General features: G+C 68.1%; 15 protein-coding genes. 12 read left to right on the forward strand and 3 right to left on the reverse strand.

Annotated features, from left to right (window positions below; genetic code table 11):
• The gene (locus H7U20_RS08715) at window positions 1–2346 is read right to left on the reverse strand and encodes a penicillin-binding protein 1A (RefSeq protein ID WP_199519172.1); all 2346 of its coding nucleotides are present in this window, start codon (window positions 2344–2346) and stop codon (window positions 1–3) included.
• A 546-nt stretch (window positions 2347–2892) separates the two neighbouring features.
• Between H7U20_RS08715 and H7U20_RS08720 the strand changes: the two genes are divergently transcribed.
• The 12 genes from H7U20_RS08720 to H7U20_RS08775 all read left to right on the forward strand — a co-directional run bounded on the left by H7U20_RS08720 (window position 2893) and on the right by H7U20_RS08775 (window position 18957).
• The gene (locus tag H7U20_RS08720) at window positions 2893–3966 is read left to right on the forward strand and encodes a pilus assembly protein PilM (protein WP_199758882.1); all 1074 of its coding nucleotides are present in this window, start codon (window positions 2893–2895) and stop codon (window positions 3964–3966) included.
• Window positions 3966–4625, forward strand: coding sequence for a PilN domain-containing protein (locus H7U20_RS08725; protein WP_199519173.1), 660 nt, complete (start codon window positions 3966–3968; stop codon window positions 4623–4625). Before H7U20_RS08720 ends, H7U20_RS08725 begins: the two co-directional genes overlap by 1 nt.
• A 14-nt stretch (window positions 4626–4639) precedes the next feature.
• On the forward strand, window positions 4640–5305 hold the full coding sequence (locus H7U20_RS08730; protein ID WP_199519174.1) for a type IV pilus inner membrane component PilO: 666 nt from the start codon (window positions 4640–4642) through the stop codon (window positions 5303–5305).
• Entirely contained in the window at window positions 5302–5958 is a 657-nt protein-coding gene (locus H7U20_RS08735) for a pilus assembly protein PilP (protein ID WP_370593109.1), read from the forward strand. Before H7U20_RS08730 ends, H7U20_RS08735 begins: the two co-directional genes overlap by 4 nt.
• A gap of 110 nt (window positions 5959–6068) precedes the next feature.
• Window positions 6069–8345, forward strand: coding sequence for a type IV pilus secretin PilQ family protein (pilQ, locus tag H7U20_RS08740; RefSeq protein WP_199758884.1), 2277 nt, complete (start codon window positions 6069–6071; stop codon window positions 8343–8345).
• Window positions 8346–8382: 37 nt separating this feature from the next.
• Window positions 8383–10653, forward strand: a complete 2271-nt coding sequence (locus tag H7U20_RS08745; RefSeq protein WP_233410587.1) for an Ig-like domain-containing protein — start codon at window positions 8383–8385, stop codon at window positions 10651–10653.
• Between the two features lie 12 nt (window positions 10654–10665).
• Window positions 10666–12309, forward strand: coding sequence for a bifunctional shikimate kinase/3-dehydroquinate synthase AroKB (gene aroKB / locus H7U20_RS08750; protein ID WP_199519175.1), 1644 nt, complete (start codon window positions 10666–10668; stop codon window positions 12307–12309).
• Window positions 12309–13445, forward strand: a complete 1137-nt coding sequence (locus H7U20_RS08755) for a deoxyguanosinetriphosphate triphosphohydrolase (RefSeq protein ID WP_199758754.1) — start codon at window positions 12309–12311, stop codon at window positions 13443–13445. Before aroKB ends, H7U20_RS08755 begins: the two co-directional genes overlap by 1 nt.
• Before the next feature lie 72 nt (window positions 13446–13517).
• Window positions 13518–13739: a hypothetical protein gene (locus H7U20_RS08760; protein ID WP_199758755.1), complete on the forward strand. Its 222-nt coding sequence runs from the start codon at window positions 13518–13520 to the stop codon at window positions 13737–13739.
• 158 nt (window positions 13740–13897) lie between these two features.
• A complete protein-coding gene (gene dsrO / locus H7U20_RS08765; protein ID WP_370593110.1) occupies window positions 13898–14605 on the forward strand; it encodes a sulfate reduction electron transfer complex DsrMKJOP subunit DsrO in 708 nt (235 codons plus the stop codon).
• Between the two features lie 2 nt (window positions 14606–14607).
• Window positions 14608–15750, forward strand: a complete 1143-nt coding sequence (nrfD, locus tag H7U20_RS08770; protein ID WP_199758756.1) for an NrfD/PsrC family molybdoenzyme membrane anchor subunit — start codon at window positions 14608–14610, stop codon at window positions 15748–15750.
• A 9-nt stretch (window positions 15751–15759) separates the two neighbouring features.
• On the forward strand, window positions 15760–18957 hold the full coding sequence (locus H7U20_RS08775) for a molybdopterin dinucleotide binding domain-containing protein (protein ID WP_199758757.1): 3198 nt from the start codon (window positions 15760–15762) through the stop codon (window positions 18955–18957).
• A 44-nt stretch (window positions 18958–19001) separates the two neighbouring features.
• On the opposite strand, the gene H7U20_RS30745 is transcribed toward H7U20_RS08775, so the two are convergent.
• Window positions 19002–19619, reverse strand: a complete 618-nt coding sequence (locus H7U20_RS30745) for a response regulator transcription factor (RefSeq protein WP_199758758.1) — start codon at window positions 19617–19619, stop codon at window positions 19002–19004.
• A complete protein-coding gene (locus H7U20_RS08785) occupies window positions 19616–21469 on the reverse strand; it encodes a sensor histidine kinase (RefSeq protein WP_199758759.1) in 1854 nt (617 codons plus the stop codon). The genes H7U20_RS30745 and H7U20_RS08785 overlap by 4 nt, the downstream gene beginning before the upstream one ends.
• Window positions 21470–21481 lie beyond the last annotated feature (12 nt).

Below are 21481 nucleotides of genomic sequence, written 5' to 3' on the forward strand. Positions count from 1 at the left end.
CTAGAACAGCTCGTTCTTGACGGCGTCCTTGGCCTTTTCCTCGGCCGGCGTGCCGTGGCTGCCGCCTTCGAGGCTGTGCACGCCGCTGCCGGGCGGATTCTCGGCGTAGTAGTAATCGTCGCCGACCAGCACCAAGCCGTCGGGCACGACGCGCTCCTCGATCGGGATGTTCTTCAGCGCCTTCTGCATGTAGCTGATCCAGATCGGCAGGGCCAGGCCGCCGCCGGTCTCGCGGTTGCCCAGGTTCTTCGGCTGGTCGTAGCCGATCCAGGCGATGCCCACCAGCTTGCTCTGGTAGCCGGCGAACCAGGCGTCGATCGAATCGTTGGTGGTGCCGGTCTTGCCCGAGATGTCGGGCCGCTTGAGCACCAGCGCCTTGGTCGCCGTGCCGAAGCGCACCACGTCCTTCAACATCGAATCCATCAGGTAGGCGTTGCGCTCGTCGATGACGCGGTTTTTCTCGTCGCCGGCCTGGTCGGGCGCGGCCTGCGACAGGATCTTGCCGTCGGCGTCGGTGACCTTGGCGATCAGGTAGGGGTTGACCTTGTAGCCGCCGTTGGCGAACACGGCGTAGGCGCCGGCCATCTGCAGCGGCGTGACGTTGCCGGCGCCCAGCGCCAGGGTCAGGTAGGGCGGGTTCTTCTCGGCGTCGAAGCCGAAGCGGGTGGCGTATTCCTGGCCGTACTTGGCGCCGATCTTGTGCAGGATGCGGATCGAGATCATGTTCTTCGACTTGGTCAGGCCGCGCCGCATGCTCATCGGCCCCTCGTACTTGTTGTCGTAGTTCTTCGGCTCCCAGGCCTGGCCGCCGGTCTGCCCGGCGTCGAAGGAGATCGGCGCGTCGTTGATGATGGTGGCCGGCGACAGGCCGCGCTCCAGCGAGGCCGAGTAGATGAAGGGCTTGAACGAGGAACCCGGCTGGCGCCAGGCCTGGGTCACGTGGTTGAACTTGCTGCGGTTGTAGTCGAAGCCGCCGACCATGGCGCGGATGGCGCCGTCGGTGGTGCTGGCGGCGACGAAGGCCGATTCGATCTCCGGCATCTGGGTGACCAGCCAGTCCTTGCCCTCCTGCATGACGCGGATCACCGCGCCGCGGCGGATGCGCTTGTTCGGCGCCGCCTTGTCGGACAGCCAGGAGCGGCCCATCTCCAGCCCGGCGCCGCTGATGGCGATCTCCTCGCCCGAGGCGGTGACGGCGCTGATCTTCTGCGGCGTCGCCTGCAGCACCATGGCGGCGACGATGTCGTCGCTGTCCGGGTGGTCGGCCAGCTCGGTCTCGATGGCGTCGTCGGCGTCCTCCTTGCGCTGCGGGATGTCGATGTAGGCCTCCGGGCCGCGATAGGCGTGGCGCTTCTCGTAGTCCATCACGCCACGGCGCAGCGCCAGGTAGGCGGCGTCCTGGTCGGCCTTGGTGATGGTGGTGAAGACGTTCAGGCCGCGGGTGTAGGTGTCCTCCTTGAACTGCTCGTAGACCAGCTGGCGCGCCATCTCGGCGACGTACTCGGCGTGCACGCCGAACTCGCTGCTGTCGGTCTTGACCTTGAGCTGCTCGGCGCGGGCCTCCTCGAACTGCTTGTCGCTGATGTAGCCGAGCTGCTGCATGCGCAGCAGGATGTATTGCTGGCGGGTGCGGGCGCGCTTCGGATTGACCACCGGGTTGTAGGCCGACGGCGCCTTCGGCAGGCCGGCCAGCATGGCCGCCTCGGCGACGCTGATGTCCTTCAGGTTCTTGCCGAAATAGATCTGCGCGGCCGACGAGAAACCATAGGCGCGCTGGCCCAGGTAGATCTGGTTCATGTAGACCTCGAGGATCTGGTCCTTGCTCAGCTTCTGCTCGATCTTCCAGGCCAGCAGCACCTCGTAGGCCTTGCGCTTGAGCGTTTGCTCGCTGGACAGGAAGAAGTTGCGCGCCACCTGTTGGGTGATGGTCGAGGCGCCCTGCTTGGCGCCGCCGGTGGCGTTGTGCAGGGTGGCGCGCAGGATGCCCAGGTAGTCGACGCCGCCGTGCTCGTAGAAGCGGTCGTCCTCGATGGCCAGCACGGCCTTCTTCATCACGTCGGGGATGTCCTTGATGCGCACCAGGTTGCGGCGTTCCTCGCCGAACTCGCCGATCAGCACGTTGTCGGCCGAGAAGATGCGCAGCGGCATCTTCGGCCGGTAGTCGGTCAAGGTGTCGAGGTCGGGCAGGTTGGGGTAGGCCAGGGCCAGGCCGAACACCACCAGCAGCACGCCGACCAGGGCCAGGCCGAGCATCGACAGCATGGCCATCAGCAGGAAGCGTTTGGGTTTGGCGCCGGGCTGGGCGCCCTGCGGGGGGACGGGGGCTTGTGGAGGGGTGCTGGTCATTTGGTTGGGCAATCTTTCACTGGCGTGAACGTTATCGTTATCCGATTCATTATAAGCGAGCCTATGGGGCGGCGGCGCGCAGCGCCGGACGGCATGGGAATTTCCCTGCTAGCAATAAAACAACGCCCTTGTCGAAGCGGCCACCCCGCCGCCGGCCGGCGCCGCCAGAGTGTGGCGAAACGCGCACACACGCTCAATCGTGCGCAATAGAAATACCTTTACACTCTTATTGCTTGGATTTAATGTAGTGTCTCAAGTAACGCGGGGGAAAGCCCCCGGACGCGCTTGCAATGTTGCCGCGCAGGCCAGCACGGCGCCGCCGCGTTGGCGCCGATTGGCACCGATTGCCGCCACGGTTGCTGCGCGGTTCGTTCACAGTCCGGTCTCGGTTTGGTCTCAGTTTGGTCTCAGATACGTTTTAGATACGCGTTTTCCACGCAGTTTTTCTAACGGGTCCTCCATGCACAGAGTGCGAATGCCTATCCGGCGGCTTGGCCAGGTCGCTGCCGACGCGGCGCCGTTACGGTGCCGCGGGGCGTGCGCATGATGCTCGACCTGAAGGCCTTGTTTGGCCAGGGCAACGCGCCATTGATCGGCATCGACATCAGCACCTCCTGCGTGCGCCTGGTCGAGCTGGCGCAGAGCGGCAAGGAGGCGCTGCGGCTGGAACGCTACGCCGTCGAACTGCTGCCGCGCGGCGCCGTGGTCGACGGCAACATCGAGAACATGGACCAGGTGGTCGACGCCGTGCGCCGGCTGTGGAAAAAGAGCGGCAGCCGGGCCCGGCTGGTGGCGCTGGGCATGCCGCCGGCCTCGGTCATCACCAAGAAGATCATTTTGCCGGCCGGCATGTCGGAGGACCAGTTGGAGGTGCAGGTCGAGTCCGAGGCCAGCCAGTACATCCCCTTCGCGCTCGACGAGGTCAGCCTGGACTTCGACGTCATCGGCCCGGCCGCCAGCTCGCCCGAGGACATCGAGGTGATGCTGGCCGCCTCGCGCCGCGAGAAGGTCGAGGACCGCGTCGCCATCGCCGAGGCCTCCGGCTTGAAGGCCAGCGTGATGGACATCGAGTCCTACGCCGCGCGCGCCGCGCTGGCCCGCGTCGCCGACCAGGTGAAGGGCGGCGCCGGCCAGGTGCTGGCGCTGTTCCAGATCGGCGCCCAGGTCACCCACATCTCGATCCTGCTCGACGGCGCCACCATCTACGAGCGCGAGCAGGCCTTCGGCGGCAACAACCTGACGCAGGACATCGTGCGCGCCTACGGCATGGCCTTCGACGAGGCCGAGGCGCGCAAGAAGTCGGGCGACTTGCCGGACAACTACACCGCCGAGCTGCTGCAGCCCTTCCTCGAGAGCGCCGCGCTGGAGGTGACGCGGGCGATCCAGTTCTTCTTCACCTCGACGCCCTACACCAAGGTCGACCAGCTGTTCCTGGCCGGCGGCTGCGCGCTGATCCCCGGCCTGGCCGAGTTGATCGCCGGCCGCAGCAAGATCGCCGCCAGCGTGGTGGCGCCGTTCGCCGGCATGGAGCTGGGGCCGGCGGTGCGCGAGCACCAGTTGCGCGGCGAGGCGGCGGCGTATCTGGTGGCCTGCGGCCTGGCGCTGCGGAGGTTCGGCTGATGATCAAAATCAACCTGCTGCCGCACCGCGAGGAGCGGCGCAAGCAAAAGAAGGCCGCCTTCTTCGCCCTGCTGGCCCTGGGCGCCATCGCCGGCGCCGCCGTGGTGCTGCTGGTGGGCGGTTACAACGCGCGCCGCATGTCGATCCAGAACGAGCGCAACCAGGTCATCAAGAGCGCCATCGTGGTGCTCGACAAGAAGATCGCCGAGATCGCCACGCTGAAGCAGGAGATCGAGGCGCTGAAGGCGCGCCAGCAGGCCGTCGAGGATTTGCAGGGCGACCGCAACCAGCCGGTGTATCTGATGGACGAGTTGGTCAAGCAGACCCCGGCCGGGGTCTACCTGAAGGCCTTCAAGCAGGAGGGCCAGAAGATCGGCGTCGGCGGTTACGCCCAGTCGCAGGAGCGGGTCTCCGAGCTGCTGCGCAACCTGGCCGGCGCCTCGCCGTGGCTGGAGCGGCCCGACCTGGTCGAGGTGCGCTCGACCGGCCTGGGGCAGGGCAAGAGCGCCAAGAAGGTGGTCGAGTTCAACCTGACGGTGAACATCAAGCGGCCGCGCGACAAGGACAAGCCGGAGAAATCCGCCAAGCCAGAGCAACCCGGGGCGGCCGGCAAGGCCGTGCCGTCCCCAGCGCCCGGCCTGCCGCCGGCCGCGTCCTGAGCACGGGAGCCGAGATGGCCGACCTGAAAGTCCTGGGCACAGCGCTGGCGCAACAGTTTCGCGGCCTGGGCGAACGCCATCCCGGCCAGTGGCCGCTGGCGCCGCGCCTGCTGTGCGGCATCGGCGTGATGGCGGCGGTGATCGCGCTGGGATATTTCGCCTATTGGAGCGGCCAGTTCGAGGAGCAGGAGGCGGCCGCCCAGGCCGAGCTCAAGCTGCGCGACGAGTACACCTTCAAAACCAACCAGGCGGTCAACCTGGAGGCGCTGCGCTTGCAAAAATTGCAGGTCGACCAGTACGTCGAGCGGCTGCAGAAGCAGTTGCCGAGCAAGGCCGAGATGGCCGCGTTGCTGTCCGACATCAACCAGGCCGGGTTGGGGCGCGGCCTGCAGTTCGAGTTGTTCAAGCCGGGCCAGGTGGTGGTGCGCGACTACTACGCCGAGTTGCCGATCGACATCAAAGTCAGCGGCAGCTATCACGACATCGGCGCCTTCGCCGGCGACATGGCCAACCTGCCGCGCATCGTCACGCTCAACAATATGAGCCTGAGCACCGGCAAGGACGGTGTGCTGACCCTGGACGCCGTCGCCAAGACCTTCCGCTACCTCGATCCGGAGGAGGTCAGCGCCCAGCGCAAGGCCCTGGCCGACAAGAAAAAGGCGGAGAAGAAAAAATCATGACACCGCTCACGCCGCGCCGTTCCCGCGCCATCGCCGCGTCCGCCGAGCGTGCCGGCATGCGCCGGGCCACGCCAGGCCGCGCCGGTCCGGGCCGGGCAGTGCCGGGCCGGACCGTGCCGGGCCGCGCCGTCCTGGGGCTGGCCGCCGCGCTGCTGGCGCTGGCCGGCTGCAGCGACAGCGACGTGCAGGAGGTGCGCCAGTGGATGAAACAGGTCGACAGCCAGGCCCAGGTGCACGTCGCGCCGCTGAGCGCGCCGAAGACCTTCATCCCCTTTGCCTATGCCTCGAGCGAGGCGGTCGACCCGTTCAACCCGAACAAGCTGTTGACCGAGCTGGCCAAGTCGGCCAACCGGGGCGGCGGCATCAAACCGGACACCGAGCGGCGCAAGGAGTTGCTGGAGAGCTATCCGCTCGACACCGTCAAGATGGTCGGCACCATCGAAAAGGGCGGCGTGATCTACGCGCTGCTGCAGGTCGACCGCGCCTTGCACCAGGTGCGCAGCGGCCAGCACGTGGGCCAGAACTTCGGCCTGGTCAGCGGCGTCTCCGAGGGCGCCGTGACCATCAAGGAAATCGTACAGGATGCGACCGGCGACTGGGTCGAACGCATATCCCGGCTGGAGTTGCAGGAGAGTAAGGAGGGCGGAAAATGAACAAGGCACTGAGGATCGCACGGCGCCGGTCGGCGCCGGCGTCGACGTGGCCGGCCGCACTCCGCGCCGGCCTGAGCCTGCCGCTGCTGGTCGCGCTGGGCTGGCTGGCGATGAACGGCCCGGCCCAAGCCCAGCCCCCCGGCGCAAACCCGGGCACCGGCGCGGCCGCCAGCGCGGCGGGCAACGCCATCGAGACGATCAGCGCCAACCAGCAGGGCTCGAACGTGATCGTCAAGATCACGCTGAAGGAGGCGCCGTTGCGGCTGCCGATCGGCTTCGCCATCACCAATCCGCCGCGCATCGCGCTCGACTTCGGCGCCACCGTCAACGCCACCGGCAAGAACACCCTGGATCTGGCGCTGGGCGAACTGCGCAGCGTCAACGTGGTGCAGGCCGGCGAACGCTCGCGCCTGGTGTTCAACCTCAAGCGCAGCCTGAACTACGCCACGGCGATCGACGGCCGCGCCGTCATCCTGACCATCGACGGCTCGGGCGGCCTGGCCCAGGCGGTCGACGCCAGCGGCATGCCGGTGGTGCCCAAGCCGCTGGCCGCCGCCGCCGCTGCGGCCCCGCTCCCCGTCTCGGCCCCGGCATCGAGCCAGGCATCGGCCCAGGCATCGGCCCAGGCAGCGGTCAACGCGGTCAGCAATGTGGCGGCCAATGGGGCCAATGGGGCCAATGCGCCAAATGCGCCGGCGCCGGCGCGGCAGTTGCTGCGGGATATGGATTTCCGCCGTGGCAGCAACGGCGAGGGCCGCATCGTGGTCGACCTGCCCAACAGCCAGGTGGCGGTCGACGTGCGCCAGGTGGCCGCCGGCGTGGTGGTCGACTTCCTCAAGACGGGCTTGCCGGAAACGCTGCGGCGGCGCCTCGACGTGCGCGATTTCGGCACGCCGGTGAGCCAGATCACCACCGTGCCGCAGGGCGACAACACGCGCATGACGGTCGAGGCCAAGGGTCTGTGGGAGCAGAGCGTCTACCAGAGCGACACCCAACTCGTGATCGACATCAAGCCGATCAAGGAAGACCCCAACAAGCTGACCCAGGGCACCCAGGGTTATCGCGGCGAGAAACTGTCGTTCAACTTCCAGAACGTCGAAGTGCGCGCCGCGTTGCAGGCCATCGCCGACATCTCCGGCCTGAACATCATCACCAGCGACAGCGTGGCCGGCAACCTGACCCTGCGGCTGAAGGAGGTGCCGTGGGACCAGGCGCTCGACGTGGTGCTGCAGGCCAAGGGCCTGGACATGCGCAAGAACGGCTCGGTGTTGTGGATCGCCCCCAAGGAGGAGCTGCTGACCAAGGAGAAGCTGGAGCTTGAGCAGCGCGCCCAGATCGCCGACCTGGAGCCGCTCAAGTCGGAGATCTTCCAGCTCAATTACCAGAAAGCCGACGCCTTCAAGACCGTCTTCGGCCTCGAGGGCGGCGGCGCCGATTCCAAGAACCGCGTGCTGTCCAAGCGCGGCAGCGCCATCATCGAGCCGCGCACCAACCAGCTGTTCGTCACCGACATCGCGGCGAAGATCGAGGACATCCGCAAGCTGATCGCCAAGACCGACATCGCCTCCAAGCAGGTGCTGATCGAGGCCCGCATCGTCGAGGCGAGCGACTCGTTCACGCGCAACCTGGGCGCCAAGCTGGGCTTCGCCGACCTGCGCACCATCCGCGGCGGCGACAGCGGCTATCAGTTGGGCAACGGCAACACCCGCATCGGCATCGGCGGCAACCTGACCGGCGTCGGCGAGACGACGGGCCAGATCAAGCCGACCGACGCCAGCTACAACAACACCCAGTTCGTCAACCTGCCGGCCGCGCCGATCAACGGCGCCGCCGCCGGCAGCCTGGCGATCAGCCTGTTCTCCTCGGTGGCCAACCGCTTCCTCAACCTGGAGTTGTCGGCGCTGGAGGCCGACGGCACCGGCAAGATCATCTCCAGCCCCCGGGTGATCACGGCCGACAAGGCGATCGCCCTGATCGAGCAGGGCATCGAGCTGCCCTACCAGGTGGCCACCAGCAGCGGCGCCACCTCGATCGTGTTCCGCAAGGCCAACTTGCGGCTGGAGGTGACGCCGCAGATCACGCCGGACGGCAACGTCGTGCTTGACGTCGACGTCAACAAGGACAGCGTCGGCCAGGAAACCCGCGCCGGCTTTGCCATCGACACCAAGCACGTCAAGACCCAGGTGATGGTCGAGAACGGCGGCACGGTGGTGCTTGGCGGCATCTATCAACAGATCGAGCGCAACTCCGTCAGCAAGGTGCCGCTGCTGGGCGACGTGCCGGTGCTGGGTTATTTGTTCAGGAACAACAGTAGAACCAACGACAAGACCGAACTTCTGGTGTTTATTACACCGAAGATAGTCGCCGAGCGCCTCTCCACCCGATAAAATGCAAACAGTTCCGTGGGAACGATAGGGTAATCCGATGAATATCAGCACACACCGCGTCATGAGCACCGTCACTGCCCCCTTCTCCGGTTGGCGCAATGCGCTGGCCTGCGTCTGCGCGTCCGGCCTGCTGGCGGCCTGCGGCGGCGGCGGCGGCTCGCCCGGCACCAACAGCAACGGGGTGGCGCCGTCGAAGGCGGCCTCGGTGGTGCTGATCGCCAGCGCCGAGACGATAGACTCGTCCGGCCTGGACGGCACCGAGGTGACGCTGACGGCCATCGTCAAGGACGCCAACAGCAACGCGCTGCCCGGCGAGACGGTGGATTTCAAGGCCGACTCCGGCAACATCAGCAGCACCACCCGCATCAGCAACGCCAACGGCATGGTGGTCGAGAAACTCAACGTCAAGGGCAATCCGGCGGTGCGGGTGATCAGCATCACCGCCAGCGCCGGCGGCGCCGTCTCGGCGCCGGTCAAGGTGACGGTGGTGGCGGTGCCGGCGCCGGTGCCGACCCTGACCCTGACCACCGACAAGGGGGTGCTCGATTCGTCCGGCGCGGCCGGTTCGGAGATCACCGTGTTCGCCCTGGTCAAGGATTCCAGCAACACCGTGGTGCCGGGCGTGAAGGTCAACCTGAGTGTCGACTCGGGCAGCCTGAGCCTGACCAACCGCAGCACCGACGCCAAGGGCGTGGTCAGCGAGAAGCTGAGCACCAGCGGCGACCCGAGCTCGCGGGTGATCCGGGTCAGCGCCAGCGTGGCCGGCGCCAAGGCCGTCAGCACGGTGGTGACGGTGGCCGGCACCCGGCTCAGCATCAACGCCGCCAGCACCGTCAACCTGGGCGCCAGCACCGACGTCACCGTCAAGCTGGTCGACTCGGCCGGCAACGCGCTGAACGGCCAGACCGTCAGCTTCAGCTCGGGCCTGAACACGCTGGCCGTCAAGGGCGGCGGCGCCGCCGTCACCAACACCGCCGGCCAGCTGACCTTGAGCTACAGCGCCGCCAGCGGCAGCGGCGACACCATCACCGTCAAGGCGCTGGGCGAGACGGCCGCCGTGCCGATCCAGATCAGCTCGTCGAACTTCTACGTCAACGTGGTCGACGGCGCCGGCACGCCGCAGGCGCTGGCGGCGATCAACCAGTGCTACGCCGTGGCCATCCACAACGACAACGGCGGCGTGGCGCAGAGCGGCACGGTCAGCGTCAGCGCCTCGCGCGGCACGGTGTACGCCGACGCCGGCTGCGCCAGCCCCTTGAACGCGCCGCTGGCCCTGGTCGGCGGCAACGCCACCGCCTTCCTGTCGGCGGCCAACCCCGGCGTCGCCACGCTGACGGCGACCGCCAACGCCAACGCCACCTCGGTGCAGGGCAGCGTCGAGTTCTACGCCGCGTTGCCGGGCTCGGCCACCATCAGCGTGCAGGCCGACCCGGCCGTGGTGGGCGCCAACACGGCCGGCAGCACCAGCCAGCAGGCCACCATCCGCGCCACCGTGCGCGACGGCACCAGCCAGAGGAACCTGGTGCGCTTCGCCCAAGTGGCCTTCTCCATCATCAGCGACCCGAGCGGCGGCAGCCTGACCCAGCCCTCGCTGGTGACCACCGGCGCCGACGGCTCGGCTTCGGTCAGCTACATCGCCGGCAGCTCGGACACCAAGCTCGACGGCGTGCTGATCCGCGCCCAGTTGCAGGGCGCCTCGAACGCCTCGGCCATCGCCGCCCTGACGGTGGCGAAGAAATCGCTGTTCATCACGGCCGGCACCGGCAACACCATCGGCGTGCCGAATCCGGCCACCTACCAGGTCGACTATTCGGTGTTCGTCACCGACGCGGCCGGCAATCCCGTGCCCGGCGTCAACATCACCGGCTCGGTGCGGCCGCGCAACTACTACAAGGGCAGCCTGTACTTCGAGGGCACCGACGGCCCCTGGGCCTACAGCTCCAACCCGCTGCTGCAGCCGAAGGCCTGCCTGAACGAGGACGTCGACAGCGACGGCCAGTTGTCCGGCGGCGAGGACACCAACGGCAACCATGCGCTCGATCCGGGCATTCCGATCACCGTCTCGCCGGCCAGCACCACCACCGACGCGCGCGGCCAGGCCACCGTTTCGCTGCTGTACCCGCGCGACCGCGCCAACTGGCTCGACGTCGATTTGACGATCCGTGGCCAGGTGTCCGGCACCGAGGCGCGCTATGTCGGCTACATCAAGCTGATCGGTCTGAGCACCGATTATTCCACCCACAACATTACGCCGCCGGGGCGCGACAGCCCCTACGGCACGGTGCTTAGTTGCACCAGTCCAAACTAGTACTGGAAGTCAATGCAAAATGTTTTCTTAGTCGGGCTGATGGGCGCCGGAAAAACCACCATCGGTCGCATTCTGGCCCGCAAGCTGGGTTTGCGTTTCATCGATTCCGACCACGAGATCGAGGCCCGCACGGGCGCCTCGATCCCGTGGATCTTCGAGATCGAGGGGGAGCAGAGTTTCCGCCGCCGCGAGGCCGAGGTGATCGGCGAGTTGACGGCGCAACAAGGCATCGTGCTGGCCACCGGCGGCGGCGCCATCCTCGATGCGGCCAGCCGCGCCTTCCTCGCCTCGCGCGGCACGGTGATCTATCTGCGCGCCTCGGTCAACAGCATCCTGACCCGCACCGCCCACGACAAGAGCCGGCCGCTGCTGCAGACGGCCGATCCGCGCCGCAAGCTGGAGGAATTGCTGGCCCAGCGCGAGCCGCTGTACCTGGAAATCGCCGACGTCGTCATCGACACCGGCCGACCTAACGTACAATCGATGGTCCAAACCATTTTGCAGCATCTCGACAGCCTGGCCTGCCAGGCGGCGCCGAACTGCTACACACAAGCCGAGCCTTCGATGACTGAGCAAACCACCATCCTCCTGAATGTCGACCTGGGCGAGCGCAGCTACCCCATCTCGATCGGTCCCAACCTGCTGGGCGACGGCGCGCTGCTGGCGCGCCACGTCAACGGCGCCAAGGTGGCCGTCGTCACCAACAGCACCGTCGCGCCGCTCTACCTGGAGCGCATCGAGCAGGGCCTGCGCGCCGCCGGCAAGCAGGTCATTTCGATCATCCTGCCGGACGGCGAGGAGCACAAGAACTGGTCCAGCCTGATGACCATCTTCGACGCCCTGCTGGCCGCCAAGGCCGACCGCAAGACCACCCTGGTGGCGCTGGGCGGCGGCGTCATCGGCGACCTGACCGGCTACGCGGCGGCCAGCTATATGCGCGGCATCGACTTCATCCAGGTGCCGACCACCTTGCTGTCGCAGGTCGACTCCTCGGTCGGCGGCAAGACCGGCATCAACCACCCGCTGGGCAAGAACATGATCGGCGCCTTCTACCAGCCGCGCGCCGTCATCGCCGACACCGCCACGCTGGAGACGCTGCCGGCGCGCGAATTGTCGGCCGGCCTGGCCGAGGTGATCAAGCACGGCGCCATCATCGACGCCGCCTTCTTCGACTGGATCGAGGCCAACATCGCCCTGCTGGTGGGCCGCGACAAGGGCGCGCTGGCCTACGCCATCGCCCGCTCCTGCGAGATCAAGTCCGAGGTGGTGCGCCAGGACGAGCGCGAGGGCGGCCTGCGCGCCATCCTCAATTTCGGCCACACCTTCGGCCACGCCATCGAGGCCGGCCTGGGCTACGGCCACTGGCTGCACGGCGAGGCGGTCGGCTGCGGCATGGTGATGGCGGCCGATTTGTCGGCCCGCATGGGCCTGGTCGAGCAGGCCACCGTCGAGCGCGTGCGCGCGCTGGTGGCCGCCGCCGGCCTGCCGGTCAAGGCGCCCGACCTGGGCACCGAGCGCTGGCTCGAACTGATGGAGGTCGACAAGAAGAACGAGGGCGGCGCTATCAAGTTCATCCTGCTCAAGCCGCTGGGCAGCCCGAGCATCAGCAACGCGCCGCAGGAACTGCTGCTGGCGACGCTGGCCGCCGCCGTCTGATGGCGCCGGACGCCCACCTGGCGCCCTATGCGGCGCATTCGGCGACGGGGCGCGGCCGCCTGCACGCCGAGGCGGCGCACGCCTCGCGCAGCCAGTTCCAGCGCGACCGCGACCGCATCATCCACTCCTCGGCCTTCCGCCGCCTGGAGTACAAGACCCAGGTCTTCCTCAACCACGAGGGCGACCTGTTCCGCACGCGCCTGACGCACAGCCTGGAAGTGGCCCAGGTGGCCCGCTCGATGGCGCGCAACCTGCGCCTGAACGAGGACCTGGTCGAGGCGATTTCGCTGGCCCACGACCTCGGCCACACGCCCTTCGGCCACGTCGGCCAGGACGTGCTCAACGAATGCATGAAGGGCCACGGCGGCTTCGAGCACAATCTGCAGAGCCTGCGCGTGGTCGACGAGCTGGAGGAGCATTACGGCGCCTTCGACGGCCTGAACCTGATGTTCGAAACGCGCGAGGGCATCCTCAAGCACTGCTCGCTGAGCAACGCCCGCCTGCTCGGCCCGGTGGCGCAGCGCTTCATCGACCGCAGCCAGCCCTCGCTGGAGGCGCAGCTGACCAATCTGGCCGACGAGATCGCCTACAACAGCCACGACATCGACGACGGCCTGCGCTCCGGCCTGATCACCATCGAGCAGCTGGAGCAGGTCGAGTTCTTCGCCCGCCTGTGGCACGACGTGCAGCGCACCTTCCCCGGCCTGTCGGGCCGGCGCGCCATCTACGAGACCCTGCGCCGCCTGATCACCGCGCTGGCCGACGACCTGATCGCCACCTCCGGCCAGCTGCTGCTGGACGCCGCGCCGCGCGACATCGACGCGGTGCGCGCCGCGCCGCCGCTGATCCGCTTCTCCGACGCCATGCGCAAGGACGCCACGGAACTGAAGCGGTTTTTGCGCGCCAATCTGTACCAGCACTACCAGGTCAACCGCATGCGGGTGAAGGCCAGCCGCATCGTGCGCGAGCTGTTCGAGGCCTTCATCAGCGACCCGGTGCTGCTGCCGCCGGACTATCTGGTGGCCTCGGGCGATCCCCAGCGGCAGGCGCGCAAGATCGCCGACTACATCGCCGGCATGACCGACCGCTACGCCATCCGCGAACACCGCCGCCTGTTTTCGCTCGACGAGCTGTAGACGGCCGCGCTTGAGGGCAGTCAAGCTGCTCCGCTTGACTCGGCTTCAAAAACGGATGAAGAGCTTGGCGCAGTGAAGGCGCTTCTTACCGGCGTTGATAAAGGGCTGGCGGATTTGAATGCGCATGTGTCGGTCATCCAGTCGAATTACGCGACCAAGGAATACCTCGCCAACGTACGCACGGATATCGCCAAGCTTGAAGTCACCATGCTCCGCTGTGCCGCCGCCACCATTCTTGCAGTCGCCGGCATGGGCATCAGCCTGCTTGTCAGCATACTCAAACTGGCCCACTGAAACACCGCAGCGCCTGGCGCCGATAGCACAACATTCAACATAAGTAAATTGGCAATTCATCGCAGTTGCCGCCAATAAGTCCCAATATCCTCAGGGCAACTTCCTTTCTATCATGGTAGCCAGTCAATACGGCTGTCGTGTAGAGCAAAGGAGGTCATGTGATTGAATCCCGCCGCAAATTCTTGCGCGCCTTGCCGGCCATTAGCGCCGGTGTCGCGCTGGCGCCCGCGCCCGCCATCGGCGCCACGGGCAAGGGCAAACAGCGCTGGGCCATGGTGGTCGACGTGCGCAAGTGCATCGGCTGCCAGGCTTGCACCGTCTCCTGCATCATGGAGAACGCGGTGCCGGAAAACAGCTTCCGCACCATCGTCTCGACCTACGAGGTCCAGCAAGGCAAGCAGTGCGGCACCTACATGCTGCCGCGCCTGTGCAACCACTGCGAGCAGCCACCCTGCGTGCCGGTCTGCCCGGTCGGCGCCACCTTCCAGCGCGACGACGGCGTGGTGGTGGTCGACGGCGAGCGCTGCGTCGGCTGCGCCTACTGCGTGCAAGCCTGCCCCTACGACGCCCGCTTCATCAACCACGACACCGGCAAGGCCGACAAGTGCACCTTCTGCGCCCACCGCGTCGACGTCGGCCTGCTGCCGGCCTGCGTCGAAACCTGCGTCGGCGGCGCCCGCATCTTCGGCGACTTGAACGATCCGCACAGCGAGGTGCGTCGCCTGCTCGACACCAACGAGGTCAAGGTGCTCAAGCCGGAGATGAACACCGAGCCGCACGTCTTCTACCTCGGCCTCGACGCCCGCTTCGAGGGCCGCGTCGAGGGCGAGGCCAGCCTGTGGCAACCCAGCCACCACGGGGAGTAAGCATGGACAGCCATATCACCGAAGTGCTCAACGTCACGCGCGAAGCGTCGTGGCTGCCGTGGGCCGTGCAGTACTTCTTCCTCATCGGCCTCAGTTACGCCAGCTTCATGCTGACGCTGCCTTACTTCGTCTTCGGCCGCGCCCATCTTGAGCGTCTCGGCCGCCTGGCGCTGCTGGCCGCGCTGGCCTGCGGCGTGGCCGCGCCGGTGGCCCTGCTGGCCGACCTGCACGGGCCGGGCCGCTTCTACCACTTCTACCTGCACTTCCAGCCGCGCTCGTGGATGGCCTGGGGTTCCTTCTTCATTCCGCTGTATCTGGGCGGCCTGCTGCTGTACGCCTGGCTGGCGCTGCGCCCCGACCTGGCCGCCTGGGGCGCCAGCGGCCGTCGCGGCGCGCGCTGGTATCGGCTGGCGGGGCGGGGCGGTCGCGCCTCGCGCGCAGCCTTGGCCGGCGCCGCGCTGCTGACCATGTGCGGCGTGCTGGCGCTGGCGCTGTACACCGGCATGGAGGTCGCCGTGGTGCGCGCCCGGCCGCTGTGGCACACGCCCTTCCTGCCGGCGCAGTTCGTCGCCACGGCGGCGGCCGGCGCGCTTGGCCTGGCACTGCTATTCAATCACTTCATCGGTGACCGCGACCGCCGACTGGCGCTGGCGCTGAACCGCGCGTTGGCGCTGACCCTGGCGCTGGTGCTGGCGCTGGGCGGCGGTTGGCTGTACGCCTGCCTGTCCGGCCTGAGTCCCGTACACAGCGCCGCCTTCAACCAAATGGCCGGCGCACCGGCCTGGCAGCTCAGCGCCGTTTGGGCCGTTCTGGCCACCGTCGTGCCGATGGCGCTGGCGGTCTTGCGTCCCGCTTCGAGCGGCTTGTTCAACGGCGTCGTCGCCCTGCACAGCGCCTGGATGATGCGCTGGACGATCTTCATCGGCGGCCAGGCGATTCCCAAGACCGGCGCCGGCTGGTACGACTACCAACTACCACTGGGCAGCGATGGCCTGCTCGGCATCGCCGGCACGCTCGGCCTGTGGATTGTGCTGCTGATCGTATTGCTCGACTACCTGCCATGGGCCGGCGCCAACAGCGTCCGCCCCGGCCCCGTCAAACCCGCCGCCCGCTTGGGTGCGGCGGCCACCCCGGCGACTCACTAGGAGATGACCATGCAAGATAAACGTCGCGGCTTCCTGCGCAACGCCGCCCTCGGCGGCGGCCTGACCGCCTTCGCCGCCAGCTTCTCGACCACCGCCGGGCGCATGCTCGACCATGTGCGCGGCAAGGATGCGCCGCACAGCAAATTGCACGGCAATTCGCTGGCGCCGGAGTTCGCCGTCGATCCAGCCAGCGGCAAGCTCACCGTCAATCCGCAGCAGCAAGTGAGCTACACCATGTGCATGGGCTGCACCACCTTCTGCGGCGTGCGCGTGCGCATCGACAAGGCCGACGGCCAGGTGCTGCGCGTCGCCGGCAATCCGTACAGCCCGATGTCGGCCGATCCGGCGTTGCCCTACCAGACGCCGATCCGCGCCAGCTTCGTCGCGCTGTCGCGCTTCCAGGAAAAGGGCTTGGCCGGCCGTTCGACCGCTTGCGGCCGTGGCAACGCCGTCATCGAGCAGATGGCTTCACCGTTCCGCGTGCTGGCGCCGATGAAGCGGGTCGGTCCGCGCGGCGGCGGCCGCTGGCAACCAATCGCCTTCGACCAACTGGTGCGCGAAATCAGCGAGGGCGGCGACCTGTTCGGCGAAGGCGAGGTGCAGGGCTTGCGCGCGCTGCGCGACCTGGCCACGCCCATCGATGCGCAGCAGCCGGCGCTGGGGCCGCGCGTCAATCAGGTGGGTCTGATGGCCAGCACCGACGATGGCCGCATGGGCTTCGTCGAACGCTTCTTCAAGCAATCCTACGGTAGCCTGAACATGGTCAACCACGGTAGCTATTGCGGCGGCGCCTACCGTTCCGGCTCGGGCGCGATGTTCGGCGACATGAAGAAAATGCCGCACGCGAAAGCGGATCTGGAGAATGTCGAATTCTGCCTGTTCGTCGGCACCGCGCCGGGCAACGCCGGCAATCCCTTCAAACGCCAGGGCACCTTGCTGGCCAAGGCGCGCGCCGGCCAGCGCGACTTCAATTACGTGGTGGTCGATCCGGTGCTGAGCAATGCCGACAGCCTGGCCTCGGGCGAGCGCAGTCGCTGGGTGCCGATCAAGCCCGGCACCGACGGCGCGCTGGCGATGGCGATGATATGTTGGATCATCGAGCAAGAGCGCTACGACCGCACCTTTCTGGTGCAGCCGAACCTGAAGACGGCCGAGGCGGCCGGCGAGGCGGCGTGGTGCAACGCCACCCACCTGGTCATCGTCCAGCCGGGCCATCCACGCGACGGCCGTTATGCGCGCGGCTCGGACCTGGGCATGGCGCTGCCGGAAGAACAGCGCTATCAGGAGCAGGACCCGTTCGTGGTGTTCGATGCCGCCAGCGGCAAGGCGCTGGCGCACAACGCCGCCAGCGCGCCGGCCGAGCTGTTCTTCGACGGCGAGCTGACCTTGGACGGCCAGCCGCTGCATCTGAAGAGCGCGATGACGCTGCTGCGCGAGGAAGCCGAGCGCCACACGCTGGCCGAGTACGCGCAAGCTTGCGGCGTGCCGGAGACGGTGATCGTCGGCCTGGCGCGCGAACTGACCAGCCACGGCAAGCGCGCCGCCGTCAACGCCCACGGCGGCATGATGGCCGCCAGCGGCTTCTACAACGCCTACGCGCTGGTGATGCTCAACACGCTGATCGGAAATTTGAACCGCAAGGGCGGCACCTTGGTCAGCGGCGGCAGCTTCAAGGACGCCGGCCCCGGCCCGCGCTACAACCTGGAGAGCTTCGCCGGCGAGGTCAAACCCAGCGGCACGCCGCTGGGCCGCAACGCGGCCTACGAGAAGAGCGCCGAATTCCAGCGCAAAAAAGCGGCCGGCGCCGCCTACCCGGCGCGGGCGCCGTGGTATCCCAACGCGCCGGCGCTGGCCACCGAATGGCTGACCGGGGCGATGAATGGCTACCCCTACGGCTTGAAGGCCTTGATCCTGTGGAGCTGCAATCCGCTGTACGGCGTGCCGGGTTTGCGCGCGCAGATCGGCGCCGATCTGGCCGATCCGAAGAAGCTACCGCTGATCGTCGCCGTCGATCCCTTCATCAACGAGACGAATGCCTACGCCGACTATCTGCTGCCCGATTCGCTGCTGTACGAAAGCTGGGGTTGGGCCAGCGCCTGGGGCGGCGTGGCGGTCAAAATGAGCACGGCGCGCTGGCCGGTGGTCGAGCCGAAGGCCGACAAGCTGGCCGACGGCCAGGCCATCGGCATGGAGACGCTGTTCCTGGCGCTGGCCAAGACGCTGCAACTGCCCGGCTTCGGCCCGGCCGGCTTGAGCGACGCCGACGGCAATCCCTGCGCGCTGGAGCGGCCGGAGCACTGGTATCTGCGCGGCGGCGCCAACATCGCTTATCAGGGCAAGACGGCAGTGCCGGACGCCAGCGACGACGATATCGCGCTGTCCGGCGTGGCGCGTATCCAGCCACTGCTGGAGGCGACGCTCAAGCCCGAGGAGTGGCGCAAGGTGGCCTTCATGCTGGCGCGCGGCGGCCGTTACCAAAACTATGGCGAGATGTTCGGCGTGCGCCTGCCGCCACCGGCCCCACCGCAGGCGCAGGGTGCCGCCGCCGCCGCCGCCGCCGCCGCCGCCGCCACGCCACCGGCTGAGCTGCCGCCGTATCCGGCTGACTGGTCAACGCACCGCTACATCAAGCCGATGATGCTCTATAACGAGAGTCTGGGCGTCAGCCGAAGCAGCATCACCGGCAAGCGCTTCGCCGGCACGCCGGCCTGGCGCGAGCCGGCCTTTGCCGACGGCACGCCGCTGCGGGTGAAGTATCCCGAGGCGGAATGGCCGCTGCAGCTGATCAGCTTCAAGTCGGCGCTGCACAATTCCTACAGCATCGGCGCGCGGCGTTTGCGCGGCATCCGGCCGGACAATCCGGTGGCGCTGCATCCGGAGGATGCGGCCCGCCTCGGCCTGCGCAGCGGCGATGCGGTGTACCTGGAAACGCCGGGTGGCCGTACCAAGGCGACGGTGGCGCTGCGCCATGGTGTGCAGCGCGGCGTGGTGGCGGTGGAGCATGGCTTCGGCCACCGCGAGATGGGCGCGCGCGCGCACCGTGTCGGCAAGACCATGCGGCCGCACGACAAGGGCATCGCCGCCGGCGTCAACCTGAACGATGTCGGCCTGAGCGATCCCACCCGCAGCGGCCACAATGTGTATGTCGATCCGGTGTCGGGCAGCGCCGTGCGTCAGGGCCTGCCGGCGCGCATCGTGCGTACCTGAGGCGGTGGCGGTGGCGGCCTGTCCGGGCCGCCGCCCATCGCGGGTTAGACCAGCTGCCCGCTGGTCATCAGCAGGCGCGCCACTTCGGCCGCCGAGCGCACGCCCAGCTTGGCCAGCGCGTTGTGGCGGTGCACCTGCACCGTCTTCTCGCTGATCGCCAGGTCCAGCGCGATCACCTTGTTGGCCTTGCCGCTGGCCACCGCCTGTGCCACTTCGCGTTCGCGCACCGTCAGCGTGTCGAGCGCGCTGTGGGCGGCGCGCGCCTGCGCCTGCTGCGTCGATTCGCGCAGGCTGCGCGCCACCGCGCGCGTGACGGCATCCAACAGCACCTGATCCTTGCAGGGTTTTTCCAGAAAGTCGCAGGCGCCGGCCTTCATCGCCTGCACCGCCATCGGCAGGTCGCCGTGGCCGCTGAGGAAAATCACCGGTAGCCGGATGCCGCGCTCCTGCAGCAGCGGTTGCAATTCCAGCCCGCTCATCAGCGGCATGCGCACGTCGAGCAGCAGGCAGCCTGGCTCGTGGCCGCCGTAGTTGTCGAGGAAGGCGCGGGCCGATTCGAAGGTTTCGACGCGCCAGCCGCCGGCGTCGAACAGATAGGCCAGCGAGCGGCGCATGGCGGCGTCGTCGTCGACCACATACAGGATTGCATCGCTTTCGTTCATGGTGTTTCCGATAGCTCCAAATTGGGCAGGGTGAAGCAGACGCTGAGGCCGACGCCGTCGTCGTTGGGGCGCACCGACAGCGTGCCGCCGAACGATTCCATGATGCCCTTGCTGAGCGACAGGCCGAGGCCGAGGCCTTCCGCCTTGGTGGTGAAAAATGGTTCGAACAGGCGGACGAATTCGTCGGGCGCCAGACCGCAACCGCGATCGCGCACGCACACCCGCCAGTCGCGCCCGCGAGCGCGCAGCGTGACGAGGAGCGGCGCTTCGGCGGCGGCGTGCGTGCTGCGTTGGGCGTCCAGCGCGTTCTTCAGCAGGTTCAAGGCCACCTGCTGGATTTGCAGCGCGTCGCCCAGCACCGGGGCCGGCGCGCCGGCCTGCCAGTTCACCCGCGCCTGCGGATGGGCGGCGCGGAACAGTGCCACCGCTTCGTCGAGCACGGCGCCGAGGTCGAGGCGCCGGCGTTCGGGCGCGCGCTTTTGCGCCAGCGCGCGCACCTTGCGCATGATGTCGGCGGCGCGCTCGCTTTGCGCGGCGATCTCGTTGGCGCCCTCCAGCAGCGGCGCCGTCTCGGTGCGGCCGGCGTCGATGCGGCGCGCCATGCCACGGGCGAAATTGCCGATCGCCGCCAGCGGCTGGTTCAGCTCGTGGGCGATGGCGCTGGCCATCTCGCCGAGGATGGCCAGCCGTGCCGTGTGGTCCAGCGTCGCTTGGCGCGACTGCGCCTCGTCGGCCAACTGGCGCTCGCGCTGTTGGGCGGCCAGCAGTTCGGCGCTGCGTCTGGCCACCAAGTGTTCGACGCGCACCGTGTGCACCGCCCACAGCACCAGCAGGCCGAGGGCCAGCAGCAGCAAGCCCCAGTAGCGCCGCAGCGCCGTCTCGATGGTCCACTGGCGCAGGTAGTCGTAGGGGCCGATGCGCAGTTCGTGGAACAGCTCGTCGACGCTGCCGTAATCGCTCGGCACCGTCCAGCTGTAGCCGTCCGCCGTCGGCGCCATGGTCAGCAGCGCCACCGCCACCTGGCGTGACAGGGCCGGTGCCGTGTGGCGCAGCGCGGCGAAGGGCCAGTCGGGATACAGCCGCGAGGAACTTTGGCAGGACGAGCCGGGATGGGGCAGGGGAGCCAGCACGCGCAGCTCGCCGGCGCCCAGTTCGCCGCTGCGTATCATCTGTTCGAGCAGGCAGCTGCGCACGATGCCGGCGTCGGCGCGGCCGGCGCGTACCGCCAGCAAAATCTGCTGCGTCGGGAAGCCGGAAAATTGTAGGCGGTCCAGGTCGCGCTCCGGATCGACGCCGGCGGCGAGTAGCTCGCGGGCGGCGATCTGGTAGCCGCCGAAGGCTTCCGGCGCCACCGCCAGCACGTGCTTGCCGGCCAGCTCGGCCAAGGTGTGCAGCGGGGCGTCGCGCCGCACCACGATGGCCGAGCCGATCGCCAGTTGCGGCGAGGCCGACCACGGCGAGGCCAGCGTGGCGATGCGGCTGGCGCCGTCGTTTTGCTCCAGCATGGCGTAGTGGCCGCTGCTGCTGATGATGAAGTCGACCGCCCGCGCGCGCACGGCGCCAGTCAGGCCGGCCTGGTCGAAGTCGAGCAGTTCGACGCTGCGGCCTGGCAGCCGCGTTTGCAGCCACTGGCGCAGGCGCGACCAGTCGCGCTGTACCGCCTCCGGCCCCTTGTAGGCCAGCACGCCGATGCGTATCGGCGCGTCCACCGCGTGCGCGTTGATGTCGCGCTGATCGGCGTTGGACGCGGCAGCTGTGTCGTCGCCTTGTGCGGTTGACGGCGCGGTCCTGCCCGGCGCGGGCAGGACCGTCAACGCCAGCGTCAAAGCCAGCGTCAGCGCTGCCGCCAACAGCCGCCGGGC

This window comes from Rugamonas violacea, from assembly GCF_016461825.1.
GTDB lineage: Bacteria > Pseudomonadota > Gammaproteobacteria > Burkholderiales > Burkholderiaceae_D > Rugamonas.

Coding starts and splice junctions, on each gene's coding strand:
- H7U20_RS08725 (WP_199519173.1), top strand. CDS start 3,966: ATGATCAAAATCAACCTGCTGCCGCACCGCGAGGAGCGGCGCAAGCAA.
- aroKB (WP_199519175.1), top strand. CDS start 10,666: ATGCAAAATGTTTTCTTAGTCGGGCTGATGGGCGCCGGAAAAACCACC.
- H7U20_RS08715 (WP_199519172.1), bottom strand. CDS start 2,346: ATGACCAGCACCCCTCCACAAGCCCCCGTCCCCCCGCAGGGCGCCCAG.
- H7U20_RS08730 (WP_199519174.1), top strand. CDS start 4,640: ATGGCCGACCTGAAAGTCCTGGGCACAGCGCTGGCGCAACAGTTTCGC.
- H7U20_RS08745 (WP_233410587.1), top strand. CDS start 8,383: ATGAATATCAGCACACACCGCGTCATGAGCACCGTCACTGCCCCCTTC.
- H7U20_RS08720 (WP_199758882.1), top strand. CDS start 2,893: ATGCTCGACCTGAAGGCCTTGTTTGGCCAGGGCAACGCGCCATTGATC.
- H7U20_RS30745 (WP_199758758.1), bottom strand. CDS start 19,619: ATGAACGAAAGCGATGCAATCCTGTATGTGGTCGACGACGACGCCGCC.
- H7U20_RS08755 (WP_199758754.1), top strand. CDS start 12,309: ATGGCGCCGGACGCCCACCTGGCGCCCTATGCGGCGCATTCGGCGACG.
- pilQ (WP_199758884.1), top strand. CDS start 6,069: ATGAACGGCCCGGCCCAAGCCCAGCCCCCCGGCGCAAACCCGGGCACC.
- nrfD (WP_199758756.1), top strand. CDS start 14,608: ATGGACAGCCATATCACCGAAGTGCTCAACGTCACGCGCGAAGCGTCG.
- H7U20_RS08775 (WP_199758757.1), top strand. CDS start 15,760: ATGCAAGATAAACGTCGCGGCTTCCTGCGCAACGCCGCCCTCGGCGGC.
- H7U20_RS08735 (WP_370593109.1), top strand. CDS start 5,302: ATGACACCGCTCACGCCGCGCCGTTCCCGCGCCATCGCCGCGTCCGCC.